Here is an 18,479-nt window from a genome sequence, read left to right as displayed (position 1 = left end):
AGTCACTTTCCGTGCAGATTTGCGGTCAAGTGTTTCTCGCGGCAAGAGCAGCTTCGTATTCTGCAGGTGTCATGGTTTTGAGTGCAAGCGCATGCACCCGGTCCTTAAGCAACGCATCAAGCGCACCATAAACAAGTCGCTGGCGATTGACCCGGTTCTCGCCTTCGAATTTTTCCGAAACCACAAGCACTGAAAAATGGGACTCGCCGCGGGGGTCTGCCCCGGCATGGCCGGCATGTTTTGACGAATCATCATTGATCTGGAGTTCGACCGGCGCGAATTGGTCGGTCAGGATGTCACGGATCTGGTTGGCGACCTGCATGGTAAGGGCCTCTGTTTTCATGTGATGTTTGCAAATTGCTGCAAAAACGTTTCTAGGGTTAGGACCTATGCATCACGTTCTGGCATGCGATGACCATTTTTCAAGCCTTTTATCGCATCTAAAGCGCTCGTATGATATTGCGCAGATCGAATTTTCAGAACATATAGACCCAAATGAACCGAGGACACCGCAACAAGCGCAAGACGCTCTACCATGACGAACCAATTCTGCCGGAATGTGACTGGCCGGATTGCGACGGGCATGGGGAATTCCGTGCGCCCAAGGATCGCAAGTTGCGCGAGTACTACAAGTTCTGTCTGGAACATGTTCGCGAGTACAACAAGTCGTGGAACTACTACGCAGGCATGAAGGCCGAGGATATCGAAAGCGACATGCGTCGCGATACCCACTGGCAACGCCCGACTTGGCAGTTTGGTCATATCCGGGGTTCGAAAAAGCCTTTCAATTTCAAATTCAAGGACGGGTTCGGCTTCTTTAACGAGGACGGCGATCAGACCCACCATGGACCGGGTGCCGAAGCCAGGGCCAATGCCGAACGCAAACGCAAAAGCGAAGAAGCCCAGCGTCGTGCCGGTGCCATGGGCATGCCTGCCGAGCAGCAACAGGCGATGGCGACCCTTGATCTGGGATGGCCTTTTACCCGTGATGAGCTCAAGGCCAAATACAAGGCGCTTTCAAAGAAGTATCACCCCGACGCCAATGGTGGTGATAAGGCAGCTGAGGAACGCTTTAAGCGCATCAGTGCGGCCTATACATCGCTGACGCGGTACATTCGCGATCTTGAAGCGCGGGTGACCCTGTAATTTTCTGCGAAATTCGATGAAAACCGGTCTATCAGGTCGCAGTTTGCGTACCTGATAGCTCTTATCGAGTAAACCTTTTGCGATAATAGATATTTTTTGCGCATCTTCCCTTTGTGTGATGCGCCATAACCGCTATTAATGAGCAAGTTTAACGAAACGACCGCGTCACCAGCGTTGGTCCGAGAAATGCGCGAGTACTTATGAGCCAAGGTTACGAAGCGACAGGTGTGGCGGCGGAACATCCGCTTGATACACCCGATACCACCATTTCCGTGCGTGAAACGTTCGGGATCGACATTGATATGGAAGTCCCGGCGTTCAGCCAGGGCAGCGAACATGTACCGGCAGCCGATCCGACTTACCGTTTTGATCGCGACACGACGCTGGCGATCCTTGCAGGCTTTGCCTACAACCGCCGTGTGATGATCCAAGGCTATCACGGCACGGGTAAATCGACCCATATCGAACAGGTGGCATCACGCCTTAACTGGCCGTGTGTGCGCGTCAACCTTGATAGCCATATCAGCCGTATTGACCTGATCGGCAAGGACGCAATTGTTTTGCGCGATGGCAAACAGATTACCGAATTCCGCGAAGGCATTCTGCCATGGGCGCTCAAACGTCCGGTGGCGATGGTGTTTGATGAATATGATGCCGGTCGCCCGGATGTGATGTTCGTCATCCAGCGTGTGCTTGAGGTTGACGGCAAGCTGACCCTGCTTGATCAGAACAAGGTCATCCACCCGCATTCCCATTTCCGCCTGTTTGCAACGTCGAACACGGTTGGCCTTGGCGATACCACGGGCCTGTATCATGGCACCCAGCAGATCAACCAGGCCCAGATGGACCGTTGGTCGATCATTGCGACGCTGAACTATCTGTCCGTCGAAGATGAAACCAACATCGTTGCTGCCAAGGTTCCGGCGTTCGATAATGCCGAAGGCCGCCAGAAGATCGAGGCCATGGTTGCCCTTGCCAACCTGACTCGTCAGGGCTTTGTTGCTGGCGATATCTCGACCGTCATGAGCCCGCGTACCGTGATCACGCTTGCGGAAAACGCCGAGATCTTTGGCGACGTTTCCTATGCCTTCCGCGTAACGTTCCTTAACCGTTGTGATGAAGTCGAACGACCGATCCTGGCGGAATATTACCAGCGTTGCTTTGGTGAAGAACTGCCCGAGGAAGCCATCAATGTAATGGTCCGCTAAGGCGTGGCCTTCAAGCAGATTGGCGAACTGGTCCCACAAGCGAGTAGTGCAATGAAGAATGATGAGGCTCTTTCCGGCTTCTTGCGTGGCACGGCAGCGACGTTTCGCGCGCTTGCCGGGCGCAATGATCTGGAAGTCGGCTTTGTCAAAGGCGGACGTCCGGGGGGCTATGGCGAGCATGTGCGTTTGCCTATGCCCAAGCAGGCCATGCCCAAGGATGAGGTCGCAGATCTGCGCGGCGTTGCCGATGGCTGGGCGCTTAAAATGCGTCATCATGACGCCGCCTTGCACGCCAAGCGCATGCCTGAAACAGCCGAGGCGCAGGCTGTTTATGATGCGCTTGAAACCGCACGTGTTGAAGCAGTTGGATCGCGTTATTTCCCCGGCGTGCGCAAGAACCTTCGTGAACATGCCGAACAGGATTGCCACGCCAAGAATTATCACCGCGTGACATCGCGTGATGACGCCCCGTTTGCCGATGCAATCGGGATGCTGGCGCGTGAAGTCTTTACCGGCGAGCGTGCCCCGGAATCGGCCCGGCCGCTGATTGATTTGTGGCGCTCCCATATCGAAGAAAACGCTGGCACGGACCTTTCTGATCTGCGTGAGGTGATGGACGATCAGGAAGCGTTTGCGCGTGGTATGCGCAAATTGCTTGATCATCTTTCGCTTGAAGATGACATCGACGATACCCCGCCCGAACAGGAAGGCGAGGATGATCAGGAACAGGAAGGCGAAAACGATCCCGATCAGGAAGATATGGAAAGTCAGGGCGGCCAGCAGGGCCAGAATGATGACTCCGAACCTGATGGTGGCGATGATCAACAGGATGCCGGTTCCGAAGAAGCCGAAGCGGGCGAAGGCGATATCGATGACCAGCAGCTTGAAGCCATGTCGCAGGAAGAAAAGCCTGCCGGACCGGGCGAGCAGCCGGAATTTGATGGTCGTAACGAGCCTGTCGAACGCGGCTATGAGCCGTTTACCCGCGAATATGACGAGGTCGTCACCGCGGATGATCTGTGTGAAAACCTCGAACTTTCGCGCCTGCGCGCGATGCTTGATAAGCAGCTGGCCAACCTTCAGAACGTGGTCTCCAAGCTTGCCAACCGTCTGCAACGCCGCCTGATGGCGCAGCAGAACCGTGGCTGGGACTTCGACCTTGAAGAAGGCATTCTTGATGCCGCCAAGCTTGCGCGCATTGTCTCGACACCGTCGACGTCACTGTCGTTCAAGCAGGAACAGGATACCGATTTCCGCGATACGGTCGTGACCCTTCTGATCGACAATTCCGGCTCCATGCGTGGTCGTCCGATCACGATTGCGGCCCTGTCGGCTGATATTCTTGCCCGCACGCTTGAACGGTGTGGGGTGAAGGTCGAAATTCTTGGCTTCACCACGCGTCAGTGGAAGGGCGGTCAGTCCCGTGAAAGCTGGGTCGAGGCAGGAAAACCGCCAAAACCCGGTCGTCTGAACGATCTGCGTCATATCATCTACAAGGCGGCCGATACGCCGTGGCGTCGGGCGCGCAAGAACCTTGGTCTGATGCTGCGTGAAGGGCTGCTTAAGGAAAATATCGACGGCGAAGCGCTGCTGTGGGCGCATGAACGTCTTTTGGCGCGAAGCGAACAGCGTCGGATCATGATGGTGATTTCCGATGGGGCGCCGGTCGATGATTCGACCCTATCAGTCAACTCCGGCAATTATCTGGAACGTCATCTGCGTGAAGTGATCGAATGGATCGAAACCAGATCGCCGGTCGAACTTCTGGCGATTGGTATTGGCCATGACGTGACGCGCTACTACCGCCGTGCGGTGACGATCAACGATCCGGAAGAACTCGGCGGCACCATGCTGCGCGAACTGTCTGACCTGTTTGACGAGGAAGGCGCACGTCAGCCCAAACGCCCGATGCGTCATGTGCCAGCCGATAACGGACAGGCTCGTGATCACGCCGCGGGTGACCGCGACCGCTGGTAAAAGCCAAGGTGTATCGAGGATGAGTATCATCACCCGCTTTGCACCAAGTCCGACCGGATATCTTCATCTCGGCCATGCGGCCTCGGCGCTGTTTTCTGCAAAACAGGCCGGGCCGAATGGCCGTTTTCTTTTGCGGATCGAAGATATCGATCAGACTCGCTGCCGCCCTGAATATCTTGAGGCGATCTATGAAGACCTCGCATGGCTTGGCCTTGAGTGGGAAACGCCGGTGCGCGTGCAGTCCGATCACTTCACCGACTATCAGGCCATACTTGATCGATTGTCGGATATGGAACTGCTTTATCCGTGCTTTTGCACCCGCAAGGACATTCAGGCCGAAATCGCGCGCATCGACAATGCGCCGCACGGGCCCGATGGCGCACTTTATCCCGGTACCTGTCGGCACTGTTCAGTAACCGAGCGCCAGGACCGAATCGCTGCGGGTGAAAGCTATGCGCTGCGCCTTGATATGACGGCGGCCATCAGACGGGTGGGCAAGGAACTGACTTGGTTTGATCGTGCTGCGGGTCAACAGGTGGCGACACCGGAGATCTTTGGGGATGTCGTGCTGGCGCGCAAGGACACACCGACCAGCTATCATATCTCGGTCACCCATGATGATGACTTGCAGGGCATTAGCCTTGTTACCCGTGGTGAAGACCTGTTTTTTGCCAGCCACCTGCATCGCTTGTTGCAGGAACTACTGGGTTATGATGTGCCGGAATATCACCATCACAGGCTTCTGACGGGCCCGGATGGCAAACGCTTCGCCAAGCGTGATAAATCCAAGACCCTTCGATCCATGCGCGAAGAAGGCCTGCCCTCTGTGGCCGTGATAAAACAAGCAACCCTGTCCTGATCAAGGTGCGGGATGTCCGTTCGGGGCCGTTTCCAAAAGGTCTGGCCGGTCGGTAAACCAGTTTCGAATGAAGTCGATCATAAGCCGATTCTTGATCGGCAGATTCCCCTGATAAGGATACACCAGATAGATCGGCCGCAGCGGCGAGCGATATTCATCCAGAGCGGTTTCAAGTCGTCCGGCACGAATTTCTGGCAGGGCGACATAACGCGGCAGGCGGGCGACGCCCAAACCCTGCACGGTTGCGTTTCGGATCAGCGGATAATGGTTCAGGCGCAGATTGCCATTTGCTGTAATCGATTGCGGGCCGTCCTTGGAAAAGAACACCCATTTGCGGTCTTTGTAATACTGGAAATTCACCAGGCAATTGTGGTGGGCAAGGTCGTCTGGTGTTTGTGGTTTGGGGTGTGTTTGCCAATAGTCCGGGCTGGCACAGATCAGTTCGGAAAGCTGCCCCAATGGGATGGCGACCTGTTCTGGATCGTCACTCAGGCCCGCACGAATGGCGATATCCATGTGTGATGACTGCAAATCCCGAAATGTGTTTTCCAGCTCCATCTCGATCTGAATGCGGGGGTGAGACTGCTGAAAGCTGACGATGATGTCTTGCAGGAACATTTCACCAAACGAAACCGGAACCGTAATGCGAACCGTGCCAACCGGTTCCCCGCGCAGGGTTTCGACGGCTTCAAACGCGGCATCAGCATTCTTGGTGATGTTCTGGCAGTATTCCAGAAATGTCGCACCGATTTCGGTCAGTTCCAGCTTGCGCGTTGAGCGAAACAGCAATTGCGCGCCAAGGGCATCTTCAAGCCGTTTGACGTGCTGGCTGATCAGGCCCTTGGACGTGCCGGTGCTGTTGGCAGCCTTTGTAAAACTGCCCTGTTCAATCACCGCAGCAAAGCTGCGCATTTCGCTAAGATAGTCTTTCATTGTTTAAAATTCTAAACGATAAGTTTGAAAATCACCAGATTATCCAGCCGACTGTTTTGTGAAATCCTCTGTGTATTGGAAATTCCACAGTTGGAGGATGAAATGAAAATCTTATTGGTTGGTGCGTCCGGGATCATTGGCAAAGGTATTGATGCCGAGTTGTCCCCACGTCATGAAATCATTCGGGCATCACGTAACAGCGGTGACGTGCATGTTGATCTGCAAGACAGTGCATCTATTCGCACGATGTTTGAAAAAGTTGGCACCGTTGATGCCGTGATCGCGGCAACCGGGCATGTGCATTTCGGTGCGCTTGCGGATATGGACGAGGAAAAATACCGCGTTGGTATTGATGACAAACTGTTTGGTCAGATCAATCTGGTGCTGATCGGGCGCGAGTATGTCTCTGATCGCGCGTCCTTCACCCTGACCACGGGGATTCTGTCTAAAGACCCGATTCCGTTTGGCAGTTCGGCCTCGATGGTGAATGGCGCGATTGAGTCGTTTGTCCGGGCGGCTGCAATTGAAATGACGCCGGGACAGCGCATCAACGTTGTCAGTCCGGGGGTCATAACCGAAGCAATGGAAGGCTACGCAGCGTATTTCCGTGGACATGATCCGGTTCCGGCAGCACGCGCAGCCCTTGGGTATGCCAAATCGGTCGAAGGGCTGCAGACCGGACAGGTCTTTGAAATATTCTGATCATCTTTTGAGTTGATGCAAGGGACGGTTCGTTTTGGCGAGCCGTCCTTTCGTTATGTAGCATTGCGCAGATTTGGCGGTACTTTTGCGATGTTACCTTGCCCCGATATACATTCTCGTTGGCGTTGAATAGTCCGTATGTATAGGATTACTGATATTCGAAGAAGTCGGGGGCGCAAGACCAGATGGAAAACAACGCCGGTTTGGTCGGCAGGATCGGTAAACGTCTTTGGGACCCGGGCATCGGGGGGATGCCGGTTGGCCGAGAGCTGACGGGCAAGGTGCAGCGTGATCTCCTTGATCTCGCCTATCGCAACAACTGGGCAAACAATCTGGTCAATCTGGCCGCAGGGGCCAGTTTGGTTGCGATGTTCTGGCTGCGGGGCGATCTGGTTTCGGGGAATGTCATCTGGTTGGCGGTTGTCGGGATTGTTTCCTGCATTCGCCTTTGGAGCGGTTACCTCTATCGGCTGCTGCGCGAAAATATTAGCGAATTGCCTGACGCATTGCTAAGGAAGTGGCGGTTTCGATATCAGACCGCGGTGATTTTCACGGGCCTTTTGTGGTCTGTCCTCGGACTGATGCAAATTCCGACCGTACAGGGTGAAAGTCAGTTCCTGACGATGATTATCCTCGCTGGCATGGCCGGTGGTGCAACCGGTATTCTGGCCCCGGTATTTCTGGTAGGACGCATTTATCTCTGCGCGTTGTTGCTGCCGCCGGCGGTGATCCTGGCGGTCATGGCGGAGCCGAATTATATCCTTTCAGCACTGGCATTGGTCTTCCTGCTGGTGATGCTGGTGACCCATCGCAACAACCATGCAGTTCTGTTCAGATCCTTTGTTCTGAAATACCAGAATCAGGGATTGATTGAAGATCTCAGACAGAAAAACCGGATTACCGAGGACTGGAACGCAACCCTTGAAATACGCGTCGAACAGCGTACCGAGGAACTGCGAAACCTGGTGGAACACGATGCCCTGACCGGTCTTTATAACCGGGACGGGATTGTCGCTTGGTTTGAGCATAAAAAGAGATCGGACGCGCTGTTGGATTATGCGGTTCTGTTTATCGATCTTGACCGGTTCAAACAGATCAATGATGGGCTGAGCCACGCAATTGGTGATGAAGTTCTGCGCGCAGTCAGCATGCGGTTGGGCGAATGTGTTGGTCCGGAGCATGCCCTGGGGCGCTGGGGTGGGGATGAATTCCTGATCGTTCTGGCCGCTCCGCATCTGGAACTTCATCCGCTGGTCGAAGATGTTATCGAACTCGCTCAGCAAGCGGTCACCCAGCCGATCAATATTGTCGGGCATACGCTGCATGTCGGGTTCAGTACCGGCGTTGCCTTTTCCTCAGGCCGCAACCCGTCGATATCGGAGCTGATCCACTGGGCCGACCTTGCCGCGGCAGAGGTCAAGCGATCCGGGCGTGGCAGTGTGCATAACTATGACAAGATGCTGCTGACCGAACAGGAACGGCGTCTGAGCGTGACACAGGCGCTAAGACGCGCCATGGGTGCCGATGAGTTCGATGTTAAATATCAGCCGGTCATAGACGCCGTGACGGGCGACATTATCGTCTATGAGGCACTCCTGCGGTGGAACAGCGGTGTGCTTGGTGTTGTGTCACCCGATGAATTCATCCCGATTGCCGAGGAAAGCGCCCTGATCGTCGATATTGGTGAATGGTGTATGCGCCGGGCCTGTCAGGCCTTGCAAGACTGTGCTGAAGTCTCTGCAACGACGAAAATTGCGATCAACGTCTCCATCCGCCAGATCGTCATGCCGAACTTCGCCGATATGGTGTCGCGTGTTCTGGCAGATACCGGCCTGTCATCGGACCGGTTGGTTCTGGAAGTGACAGAGTCGATTTTTGAAAAACGTCAGACCACCCAGATCGCCAGAGTGCTTGATCAGCTCCATGCCATGGGCATCGAGATATATATCGATGATTTCGGGACCGGTTATTCATCGCTGTCGCGCCTGCATGAGATCCCTGTTGATGCAGTCAAGATCGACAAGTCCTTTGTCCTTGCCATGGATGAAAATGCCCGCGTCGTGATCGAAGCCGCAATCCTGATTGCGCATCGCTTTGGCCTTAAGGTGATCGCCGAAGGGATTGAGACAGCCGAGCAACGCACTGAATTGTTGGCGATGGGGGTTGATGCCTGTCAGGGGTTCTTCTTTGCCCGCCCTGGCCCGATGCCCTGCCGGGATACCCAATGGCAGTCTGATACGGATCAGCCCGTCTGAGTCCCGCTTGTCCTGAAGGCACACAAAAAAAACGGCCTGTCGCTACATGTGGCAGGCCGTCTCAGTACTGTTCTGCGGGGGACAGCAGAATCAGCGGCTAAAATCAATCAAGACAAGGAAGGTGACTGGCACCAGGGCCAGCGCAACGTAAATCCAGAAGGACGCGACTGGAACGCCCAAAGCAGCAAGAACATAACCGGCAAGATAAAGCGCCAAGCCAATTACAGCGACCAGCAGAATGCCCAAAAGCGGCAGAGAAACTTTGCTATCTGATTTCATGTCCCGTCATGCTCCCGAAACGGATTTCTTAACTCATGGTGTTGAACTTACCATGCTGCGCGCGTCTGCGTTTTGATCCGTATCAATAAAGCGTGCGGATTGAAACCACGGACGCCGCACGGAAAGAAAACAGACAATGACGTTATATAAGGACAGAGAATCGGTAATCAGATGTTGGCTAAAATCGCATAATTGTCGGTAACTGAGGTCTTTGGTATTGTCGCCCCGGTTTGAAAAGCCACAGATTCCGTGCGGTTGAGTTGGGCAAATGACACGCCAAATCGGGGTTTAGGGCGAAAACGGTGCCAATAAGCGTTTTTGTCGCGGTTTTCGCTTGATGAAGGCTTGACGCCATTGGTCAGAGGCGGTAATAACCCGGCTCCAAGCGCGGGCCTGCATGTTCAGGCCAAGCGTCCTTTTGCGAATTTATAGACCAGGAGATCAGGTCATGGCACGTCGCTGCCCGGTATCCGGCAAAGGCGTTTTGGTCGGCATGAATGTGAGCCACGCCCACAATCGTACCAAACGTCGTTTCCTCCCGAACCTGCAGCCGACCTCGCTGCTTAGTGAGTCGCTCGGTCGTTCGGTGCGTCTGCGTCTGACCACCAATGCTGTCCGCACCATCGAAAAACGTGGTGGTCTGGATGCATATCTGCTCAGCACTGCAAATGCAAAGCTGCCGGCAGATTTGGTGAAAATCAAACGCCAGGTCGCCAAAGCTGTTGAAGCAAAAACTGCCTAATTCAGGCTTCTGCTTTACAGACAGAATTTACGAAGGCTCGCTTTTTAGCGGGCCTTTCGTTTTTTCAGGTCTTTAATCAACTGCCGCATTTCCACATGCACGATGCGCTGTCATGACATGGTCAGGCGGCTTTTTTTGTGCCCTGCGATATCGTCTTCGCCTAGGGGTTCCAAGGGTTGCGCAAGGATGTTGCGTGAAGAAACGCGACTCGGCGGAACACGGGCTTTGCGCTTTTGGAAATTTGTTCTATACTTTGCTCTATCAGTGGTTTACGTCGCCGTGTCGCCCGGTTTGGTGAAACGTCATGATATCTTCATCAACAGCGATTCCCGGACCTGCTAAATAAAGCAAGCGACTCGGTAAACACGGTGGAGCGGATGGTATGCATTTATCGCCCAATGCGTGTCCGGCACTTGTTCTTAACGCCGACTTTCGGCCGTTGAGCTACTTTCCTCTGTCTCTTTGGTCATGGCAGGATACGCTCAAGGCGGTCTTTCTCCAACGCGTCGATGTTCTTTCCGAATACGACCGCGAAGTACGTTCCCCATCCTTTAAAATGCGCCTGCCCAGCGTTATCTCCCTTAAGGAATATGTTCCGCTTAAAAGCAGCCCGGCCTTCACCCGGTTCAACGTCTTTTTGCGCGACGAGTTTTCCTGCCAGTATTGCGGTGATCGCCTGCCGACCAATGAACTGACCTTTGATCACGTTATTCCGCGTGCGCGTGGCGGGCGGACCAACTGGGAAAACATCGTCACGGCCTGTTCTGACTGCAACCTATACAAGGGCAGTCGATCGGTGCGCGAGGCGGGCCTGCGACTGCGCAGGACGCCGGGACAGCCCACAATGCACGAACTGCAAAGCACAGGACGTCGTTTCCCGCCAAACTATCTTCATGAAAGTTGGCGGGATTTTTTATACTGGGATACCGAACTGGATTACGACTTCTGATCGTGTTGCAACGCGTTTTACAAAACACAAAGAAAAAGCTGCCACGGCGAAAGTCGCGGTTCAGAGGCACGCTAGTTGTGGCTTGGTCGCTACAAATCTGGGTGCCAGATCATCATTTATGATTTCGGGATGTTATTTCTTCATCCAGCGCGACGGTGCGATCAGGCAAAAAATGGTCAGTGCCGCCGAGAAAAACACATTCACGGTCGGCATGGTAATGCCAAACAGGGTCCAGTCGATCTTGTCACAGCGAATGATCGGCTGTGCCATAAGCTGCGCTTTAAGATCGGCGATCGATCCGGCACCACTTTGAACGCCGCCACACATGGCAGGCCCTTCCCACCAAAGTTCCTGAACCCCGACGTGATAAAACGCGATCACGGTGCCAACCGCGAACGTTGCAGCACACAGATAAACCACGGCCCTTGCAAGCGCTGGAAAACGAATGAGCAGCAAGGCAACCACCGAAAAACCGGCAACCACATAAAACGGCACACGCTGATACAGGCACAGTACACAGGGCAGCAGCTTCTGGACATATTGTGCATAAAGCGCAAAGCCGATGCTGCCCGCTGAAATCAGCAGCAGGGCAATGGGTGGAAAGGCCGGAATGAAGCGGGGGCGCAGCAGATTGAACATCAGAGGGTCCGTTTATTGGCTTCCATAAGAATTCGGCATCGGGTCAACCATGCGGGATCAGTTTAAGTGCAGCAAACCCACCGACAAGAACCACGATAAATATGGTGAAAACGAGGCCCAGTCGTTTTTCGATGAAGTCGCGGATCGCAGGGCCGAACTTCCAGATCAGGGCTGCAATGACAAAGAACCGCAACCCGCGTGCAAGGATCGATGCAATCGTGAAAACAACCGGATCAAGGGCGGTTACCCCTGACAGGATGGTGATCACTTTATAGGGGAATGGCGTCACACCGGCGATAAACACCGCCCAAGCACCCCATTCATTATAATAGTCGCGGAACTGATCGAACTTGTCGGCATAGCCATAAAGCTGCAGCACCGGTTGGCCGACTGTTTCGAACAGGAAGAAGCCGATGCCATAGCCAACCAGTCCGCCAAGCACCGAACCGACAAGGCAGATCAAAGCATAGCGCCAGGCGCGCGTGGGCGCGGCGATGATCATCGGGATCAAAAGAATATCTGGTGGAATCGGAAAGACAGAGCTTTCAATCGCGGCAATGAAAAACAGGGCCCAGCCAGCATGGCGGTGGCCAGCGAGTTTCATCGTCCAGTCATAGAGGCTGCGGATCACGGCTATGCGCCTTGTATCGGTTATGTGCAATTGGTGTGCGGCGCTTGGCCTTGAAATCAGGCCAGATCAAACCGCATTTTGCCGCCAATCGCAATGACGCAGTTTATTGACGTTTGCAGCGACGCATTTTTGCACAAAGCCCCATTGACCCGGCGAAATTTACAGCTATTATCCCGCCCGTCGATGGACGGTGCGCACACGCACCTGTATTGCCTGCCCCTGTGGCGGAATTGGTAGACGCGGCAGACTCAAAATCTGTTTCACCTAGTGAGTGGGAGTTCGATTCTCCCCGGGGGCACCATCGCCTTTTTATCCGAAAGATAAAACAGCATCACAAAAATCTGCTGGATCGCAGGCGCTGTAATGCATCGCATCATGTTCAACCTGAGCGGCAACCGATCATTTCGGGGTCATGGATGATCGTTCACCGCTCAAAGCAATGCTGACTTCCCAAGGTTTCTGCCATTTTTCTCTTGGCACAACAATTGCCATTCCCTGAGTCCTTATCAACTTAGGGAGGAAATAATGCAAAAAGTAAAAATCATCACCTTCGCATCCGTGATGCTCGGTGCAATCGGAACAATCGGCTCTGCGTCCGCTCATGACAGGTTCGGTTCCCAATTTGGGCCGGAAGATCAGATCGGGGCTGCAAACTTTTTGACCTCGGAAGTGACACTTGCAGCAAGCAAGTTGGTTTCCGAAGGCAAGGTCTATTCACTGGGGATGGAAATTTCACGTGATACGCCGGCGTTTGCGCCGCGCGGTGTTGCGGTCACGGTTTTCTCACCCGGGCAAAGTGGCAACAAAACGATTGGCAGCAATGCCGGAACCTATAACGATGACATGTTCACCGGCTGGCTTGGTGTGGGGACCCAGATTGATGGCCTTGGTCATCTCGGTGATCATCATACCTATTATAACAACAACCACGCCGAAGACATGGTCGCAGCCACTGGCTTGACCAAGCTTGGTATTGAAAACGTTCCCCCCATGGCAACGCGCGGCGTGTTGCTTGACGTTGCAGCAATCAAGGGAACGGATCGTCTTGAAGGCGGCTACGTTATTACCCTTGATGATATCATGGCCGCCCAAAAGGCAGCAGGTACCGAAATCCGCAAGGGCGATGTTGCGCTGATCCATACTGGCTGGCTTGATCTGGTTGGGAAAGATAACGAGCTTTATGGCACGACCGAACCCGGCATCGGGCTGGAAGCCGCTGAGTGGTTGGCAAAACAGGGTGTTGTTGCCGTGGGTGCCGATACATGGGGCCTCGAAGCAGTTCCCCATGAGGACCCGAGTGCGTTCTTCCCCGTTCATGTCAAGCTTCTGGCCGAAAACGGCGTTTATATCCTTGAAAACATTGTCACCAGGGATCTGGCAGCGGATCGTGCCCACGAGTTTCTCTTTGTTCTGGGGCAGGCAAAACTCAAAGGCGCAGTACAGATGATCATTAACCCGGTTGCTATTCGCTAACCCGGTCCGATCATTTCTCGAACTTCGGAACCGGTGGCCATGCGTCCAAGCAGGCCACCGGTTCTGATGCCATAGCCGATCTGTTTTTGCGTGTTGGGCTGTTATGGCCTGCAATTGCGCGCACCATCGCTATTTCCAAACGTCTTTGTCTTTGTTGATCCGTTAAATCACGAAGACGCTTTGCGCACCTTGCTCGCGGCCAGTGTGATCGCTGCCCATTCCTGCATCTGATCAAGGCATTGTTGATATCGCGCGGTTTGCGATGGGGATAGTCGACGCGTCAGTTCGCTCCAAAGGGCAACGCCATACGCTGCAGCACTGATTTGCATGTAGTCGTCGGCGAAATTTTCTGGTGTGTCGTTGGAAGCGATTTCTGACGTCATCTGACGCCAGTGTTCCAGAAGCTCTGTAACCAGGCTGATATCGCCGCCTGATGCGGAAATCAATTCGCTGATCAGTTTCTCAAACGCCTTGGCGCTTGCACCTTCCTTATGGCGGGTCAGCCTGCCGGCAAGGGTGAGGGCGTGAATACCGTTTGTGCCTTCGTAAATCTTGCAGATGCGGGCATCGCGCAGCGTTTGTTCGACCCTGTATTCGCGCAAATATCCATACCCGCCAAGGACCTGTATCCCGATATCGGCCGCTTCAACCCCGGCATCGGTGCAGAACGATTTGCAGATCGGGGTCAGGAATTCAATCAAGTCGGGATGTTGGCCCGTCTCCATCAGGGCAAAGGCCTTATACGTCATCAGACGCCCGGTCATGGCCAGCATGTCCTGACGGGATAGCATGCGCGCGACGTCAAAATGTTGGTCGATGGAAACCGGTTGGCCGCTGTTGCGATCCCGGCCCTGCTTACGCTCGGCGGCATAGTTTTGGGCGATTTGATGCGCGCGGGTTGCATGCGCAACCCCCTGAAGGGCGACATCAAGGCGGGCATGGTTCATCATGGTAAACATGCACATCAACCCCTTGCCAACCGGACCGATGGGGATTGCGGTTGCCCCGTCAAAAGCCAGTTGGCAGGTGGGTGAGGCATGCAACCCCATCTTTTCTTCGATCCGCGTGACCGTCACGGCATTGCGTTCGGTTTCGCGGGTATGGGATGGGCACAAAAACAGGGTCAGGCCGCGCACACCGTCTTCACGACTGCCCGTCCGGGCCAGAACCAGATGCAGGATTTCATTACTCAGGTCCTGGTCCCCGCCAGATATAAAGATTTTCTCCCCATTCAGAACCCAACGGCCATCTTCTTGCTGGCGTGCGACGGTGCGGATATCCGAAAGATCCGATCCGGCTTGCGGTTCGGTCAGGCACATGGTGGCAAGGTGGCTTCCGGAAGCCAACTTTGGCAACCATGTCTGGCGTTGCTCATCCGTGCCAAACTGCGCAATCAGCCGGGCCGCACCCGGCACAAGCCCGGTGACCATCTGAAAGGAATGGCAGGCACCGGCCAGTATTTCACTGATCGCGCCACAGACGGTTGCCGGGGCACCCTGACCATCAAATTCTTCAGCCAGCGAGATTGCCTGCCAGCCCTGCTCAATATAGGCCTGATAGGCCTCACGAAAGCCGGATGGCATTCTGACCCGGCCATTTTCAAACCGGCAGCCTTCCTGATCGCCCGGTTCGTCAATCGGTGCGATGACGTCTTCGGCAAAACGTGCGAAGTGTTCCAGGATATCTCGGGTGATTTCAGCATCAAATCCGTGTTCTGCGGCAACGGTTTCATCGCAGGTCGCAGACAGGGCAAACAGAATGTCATCAATTGGGGCTTTAAAGGGGATCACGGCCGGGCCTCTTATGCCAGCGATTAAACCTGCGTTTCCTGATGGAGTGTCATGCGGATAACCTTGTCCTCAGACAAGGCAGCCTTGACATTATCTGGTACGGGAACGGCGGCCAGACTTGCCGGGTTATCCGGATTGGCGCGTGCCCATACACGCGTTTGCGATCCTTCAAGCAATTTGGTTTCGCCAAGGGTGAACCGATGGGCAAGGTCAAACGATTTGCCGCCCCAGCGCGATACTTCGACATGATGGACAATCAGGTCCCCAACCCGGGCGGGCGCCATGAAATTGGCCTCGGCACGGACCAGCGGTGTTCCGCGAAAGTCGGCATCCTTTGCAATCATGGTGGCAAGATCAAACCCGGCAACTGAAAGCAGGGCAAGAAGGCCGCCTTCCATCCAGTCATAAAAGTTGGGGTTATAGACAATCCGGGCCGGGTCGCAGTGACCCCATTCAACACGGATTTCGCGGGACAGTCGCAGCATGGAATCCTACCTGATCTAAACGTTATTTGACCTGCTGAATTCGGATCAGCATTTCGACAAGTTGCGCACGTTCGTCGGGCGCAAACCCCTCGAGGAGTTTGTCTTCGTGTTTTTGAACGGCACGGCTGGCTTCAAGGAAAAGCTCAATCCCCTTTGAGGTGGTCCGCAGCGCATAGACGCGCCGGTCGGTTGGCACCTTGTTGCGCACAATCAAGCCGCGTGCCTGCAGTTCATCGACCATCACGACAATGTTCGAACGTTCCATGGCAAGCGATCGGGCCAGATCCGTCTGACTGATGTCGGGGTTCTCGTTGATAATGGCTAGCGCACTATAGGTTATCGGTTTCAGATCAAGGTGCGTCAGGCTGGCGACAAAATCGCTGTGGATCGACATATAGGCGCGCTTGAGGTTATAGCCGACAAAACCGCGCAGCGGACTGTCGGGTGACAAGCCCGCAATGCCAGTATCCGGATCGTTTTTCTTCTTTTTGTTTGCTTGCAACAGTGTCTCCATCTTTTTGCGCGCAGCTATCCTGTGACGATATCCACCAGCCAGAATGTCAGTGCAGGGAACGCAACAATGACCGCGATGCGTAGGCACTCGACCAGAAGGAACGGCACCGCCCCGCGGAAAATCTTGCTGGTCGGGATATCGGGTGCCATCGCCGATATCATAAACAGATTAAGTCCGACCGGCGGCGTGATCATCCCCAATTCGACAACAATCAGGGTAATGATGCCAAACCACAGGGCCTGATGGGTTGGGTCCATGCCGAAATCCATCGCCATAAAGGCCGGGAAGAATACCGGCACCGTCAGAAGGATCATCGACAGGCTGTCCATGATGCAGCCCATGATGATGTAAAACAGAATGACCACCATCAGAACCGTCATCGGCGCAATCCCGGCCGTACCAACCCAGTCGGCCGCCATCGTCGGAACCCGTGTCAGGGCAAGGGCGACATTGAAAAGATCCGCACCGAAAATGATGGCAAAGATCATTGCCGTTGTACCGGCGGTCTCAATCACGCATTCAAACAGGCCCTTGATCGAAAGGCTGCGCATCAGAAATCCGGTCAGCGCAATCAGGACCACACCAACAGATGCGCCCTCGGCCGGGGTGAAGACGCCGCCATAAATCCCGCCCAGAACGGCGATGAAAACAAGGGCGACGTGCCATATACCGCCAAGTGACTTGATGCGTTCGCGCATCGGCAATCCGGGATGTGCCGGGCCTTCTTCCGGGAACAGGCGCACATAAACGCCAATCGCCAGAATAAAGCCAAGAACCGCCAATAGCCCCGGTATGGTCGCAGCCAGGAACAGTTTGACGATGTTCTGTTCGGTCAAAAGGGCATAAATGATCAGAACCACCGAAGGCGGGATCAGAATGCCAAGCGTGCCGCCCGCGGCAAGCGTCCCGGCACCCAGCGCGCCGGAATATCCGTGGCGACGCATTTCAGGCAGGGCAACCCGGCCCATCGTGGTCGCGGTGGCAATTGACGATCCGCAAATCGACCCGAATGCCGCGCAACCTGCGACAGAGGCCATGGCAAGGCCGCCGCGCCAATGGCCAAGCCAGGCGTTCGACGCGGTAAAAATCGCCCGACTGATGCCGGTTCGCGTGGCAATCTGCCCCATCAGGATAAACAGCGGAATAACCGCAAGATCATAGGAAATGTATTTGTCGACAATTGCGGTTTTCAGATAGGCCGACAACGGCAACCACCCGGACAGAACCACATATCCGCCAGCCCCGACCACAGCCATCGCCAATGCAATCGGCATGCGCAGGAATATAAGGGCCAACAGGACGACGACCATAATGATACTGATTTCGACCGGGCTCATTGGGGGGTATCCGTGTGCGAAGAGGTGGGGGCGGGGGTGACAAATTGTTCGATGACGTTCGACAACGCGGTCAGCGATGAAAGTCCAAGTCCGAACAACGCGACCCCATAAACAATCCAGGTCGGCATTCTAAGAAGCATACTGCGGTCGTTATAGTCATACATATCGATCAGGCCGTATGCGACGCGCCACGAAATGATGACCCAGGCAAGGCAAAACAGCGCCTCCCACACCTGATCAAGCACGCGGCGTGTACGTTGCGGGAAAGCCATGCTGAAAATGTCGACCATGACATGGTTGCCCTTGCGTTGGCACAACGGCAAAAACAGAAATGCAGCAATCCCGCATCCCAGTTCGACAACTTCAAAGTCACCGCGAATACCGCCAATGCCGATATACCGCATTGTAACCGACAGGGTGACCGTAATGGCGACAGCAACAATCACGGCACCTGCAATGCCAGCAGACGCAATGCAGGCACGATCAACAAACTGACCAAGGAAATGAATGGGCGCAGCGCGATGGCCGCGCCCATTGTGATCACGGGTGGCTCCTGACAT

The 18,479-nt window shown here is 54.6% G+C and carries 19 protein-coding genes and 1 tRNA gene; 10 read left to right on the top strand and 10 right to left on the bottom strand.

What is annotated here, in order from left to right; all coding sequences use genetic code 11:
* Positions 1-25: 25 nt before the first annotated feature.
* Positions 26-322: a BolA family transcriptional regulator gene (locus tag HED22_RS12780; RefSeq protein ID WP_167723274.1), complete on the bottom strand. Its 297-nt coding sequence runs from the start codon at positions 320-322 to the stop codon at positions 26-28.
* Positions 323-495: 173 nt separating this feature from the next.
* On the opposite strand from HED22_RS12780, the gene HED22_RS12775 reads away from it, so the two are divergent.
* The 4 genes from HED22_RS12775 to gluQRS all read left to right on the top strand — a co-directional run bounded on the left by HED22_RS12775 (position 496) and on the right by gluQRS (position 5,190).
* Complete coding sequence (locus HED22_RS12775) at positions 496-1,146, top strand: DnaJ domain-containing protein (protein ID WP_167722776.1); 651 nt, start codon at positions 496-498, stop codon at positions 1,144-1,146.
* A 200-nt stretch (positions 1,147-1,346) separates the two neighbouring features.
* Entirely contained in the window at positions 1,347-2,354 is a 1,008-nt protein-coding gene (cobS, locus tag HED22_RS12770; protein ID WP_167722774.1) for a cobaltochelatase subunit CobS, read from the top strand.
* Positions 2,355-2,405: 51 nt separating this feature from the next.
* Positions 2,406-4,331 carry a cobaltochelatase subunit CobT gene (cobT, locus tag HED22_RS12765; protein ID WP_167722772.1) on the top strand — a complete coding sequence of 642 codons (1,926 nt, stop codon included), beginning with the start codon at positions 2,406-2,408 and terminating at the stop codon, positions 4,329-4,331.
* A gap of 19 nt (positions 4,332-4,350) precedes the next feature.
* On the top strand, positions 4,351-5,190 hold the full coding sequence (gene gluQRS, locus HED22_RS12760; protein ID WP_167722770.1) for a tRNA glutamyl-Q(34) synthetase GluQRS: 840 nt from the start codon (positions 4,351-4,353) through the stop codon (positions 5,188-5,190).
* Here gluQRS and HED22_RS12755 read toward each other — a convergent pair whose 3' ends face one another.
* Positions 5,191-6,123, bottom strand: a complete 933-nt coding sequence (locus HED22_RS12755) for a LysR family transcriptional regulator (RefSeq protein WP_167722768.1) — start codon at positions 6,121-6,123, stop codon at positions 5,191-5,193.
* A gap of 102 nt (positions 6,124-6,225) precedes the next feature.
* Here HED22_RS12755 and HED22_RS12750 point away from each other — a divergent pair, with 102 nt between their 5' ends.
* Both HED22_RS12750 and HED22_RS12745 read left to right on the top strand, forming a co-directional pair.
* Positions 6,226-6,825: a short chain dehydrogenase gene (locus HED22_RS12750; RefSeq protein ID WP_167722766.1), complete on the top strand. Its 600-nt coding sequence runs from the start codon at positions 6,226-6,228 to the stop codon at positions 6,823-6,825.
* Positions 6,826-7,010: 185 nt separating this feature from the next.
* Entirely contained in the window at positions 7,011-9,080 is a 2,070-nt protein-coding gene (locus HED22_RS12745; RefSeq protein WP_167722764.1) for a bifunctional diguanylate cyclase/phosphodiesterase, read from the top strand.
* 90 nt (positions 9,081-9,170) lie between these two features.
* Here HED22_RS12745 and HED22_RS12740 read toward each other — a convergent pair whose 3' ends face one another.
* Positions 9,171-9,359, bottom strand: a complete 189-nt coding sequence (locus HED22_RS12740) for a hypothetical protein (protein WP_167722762.1) — start codon at positions 9,357-9,359, stop codon at positions 9,171-9,173.
* 448 nt (positions 9,360-9,807) lie between these two features.
* Between HED22_RS12740 and rpmB the strand changes: the two genes are divergently transcribed.
* Together rpmB and HED22_RS12730 are read left to right on the top strand one after the other, a co-directional pair.
* Complete coding sequence (gene rpmB, locus HED22_RS12735) at positions 9,808-10,101, top strand: 50S ribosomal protein L28 (RefSeq protein WP_167722760.1); 294 nt, start codon at positions 9,808-9,810, stop codon at positions 10,099-10,101.
* A 382-nt stretch (positions 10,102-10,483) separates the two neighbouring features.
* The gene (locus tag HED22_RS12730) at positions 10,484-11,050 is read left to right on the top strand and encodes an HNH endonuclease (RefSeq protein WP_167722758.1); all 567 of its coding nucleotides are present in this window, start codon (positions 10,484-10,486) and stop codon (positions 11,048-11,050) included.
* A 132-nt stretch (positions 11,051-11,182) separates the two neighbouring features.
* Here HED22_RS12730 and HED22_RS12725 read toward each other — a convergent pair whose 3' ends face one another.
* On the bottom strand, positions 11,183-11,689 hold the full coding sequence (locus HED22_RS12725; RefSeq protein ID WP_167722756.1) for a disulfide bond formation protein B: 507 nt from the start codon (positions 11,687-11,689) through the stop codon (positions 11,183-11,185).
* Positions 11,690-11,732: 43 nt separating this feature from the next.
* Positions 11,733-12,320 carry a YqaA family protein gene (locus HED22_RS12720; protein WP_167722754.1) on the bottom strand — a complete coding sequence of 196 codons (588 nt, stop codon included), beginning with the start codon at positions 12,318-12,320 and terminating at the stop codon, positions 11,733-11,735.
* A gap of 215 nt (positions 12,321-12,535) precedes the next feature.
* Here HED22_RS12720 and HED22_RS12715 point away from each other — a divergent pair.
* Positions 12,536-12,621 (top strand) — tRNA-Leu (locus tag HED22_RS12715).
* Between the two features lie 224 nt (positions 12,622-12,845).
* Positions 12,846-13,793, top strand: coding sequence for a cyclase family protein (locus tag HED22_RS12710; RefSeq protein ID WP_167722752.1), 948 nt, complete (start codon positions 12,846-12,848; stop codon positions 13,791-13,793).
* Between the two features lie 167 nt (positions 13,794-13,960).
* On the opposite strand, the gene HED22_RS12705 is transcribed toward HED22_RS12710, so the two are convergent.
* From HED22_RS12705 to HED22_RS12685, 5 genes are read right to left on the bottom strand one after another with little or no spacing between them, the layout of a single operon-like run.
* Entirely contained in the window at positions 13,961-15,583 is a 1,623-nt protein-coding gene (locus tag HED22_RS12705) for an acyl-CoA dehydrogenase family protein (RefSeq protein WP_167722750.1), read from the bottom strand.
* Positions 15,584-15,606: 23 nt separating this feature from the next.
* Complete coding sequence (locus HED22_RS12700; protein ID WP_167722748.1) at positions 15,607-16,068, bottom strand: thioesterase family protein; 462 nt, start codon at positions 16,066-16,068, stop codon at positions 15,607-15,609.
* Between the two features lie 22 nt (positions 16,069-16,090).
* Positions 16,091-16,570 carry a MarR family winged helix-turn-helix transcriptional regulator gene (locus HED22_RS12695; protein ID WP_217701890.1) on the bottom strand — a complete coding sequence of 160 codons (480 nt, stop codon included), beginning with the start codon at positions 16,568-16,570 and terminating at the stop codon, positions 16,091-16,093.
* Positions 16,571-16,596: 26 nt separating this feature from the next.
* A complete protein-coding gene (locus tag HED22_RS12690; RefSeq protein ID WP_167722744.1) occupies positions 16,597-17,919 on the bottom strand; it encodes a TRAP transporter large permease in 1,323 nt (440 codons plus the stop codon).
* A complete protein-coding gene (locus tag HED22_RS12685) occupies positions 17,916-18,479 on the bottom strand; it encodes a TRAP transporter small permease (protein WP_167722742.1) in 564 nt (187 codons plus the stop codon). Before HED22_RS12685 ends, HED22_RS12690 begins: the two co-directional genes overlap by 4 nt.

Source organism: Thalassospira sp. HF15 (assembly GCF_011806525.1).
Taxonomy (GTDB): domain Bacteria; phylum Pseudomonadota; class Alphaproteobacteria; order Rhodospirillales; family Thalassospiraceae; genus Thalassospira.
Note: the sequence above shows the minus strand (reverse complement) of the source record. Positions and strands in the feature narration are given on the sequence as shown.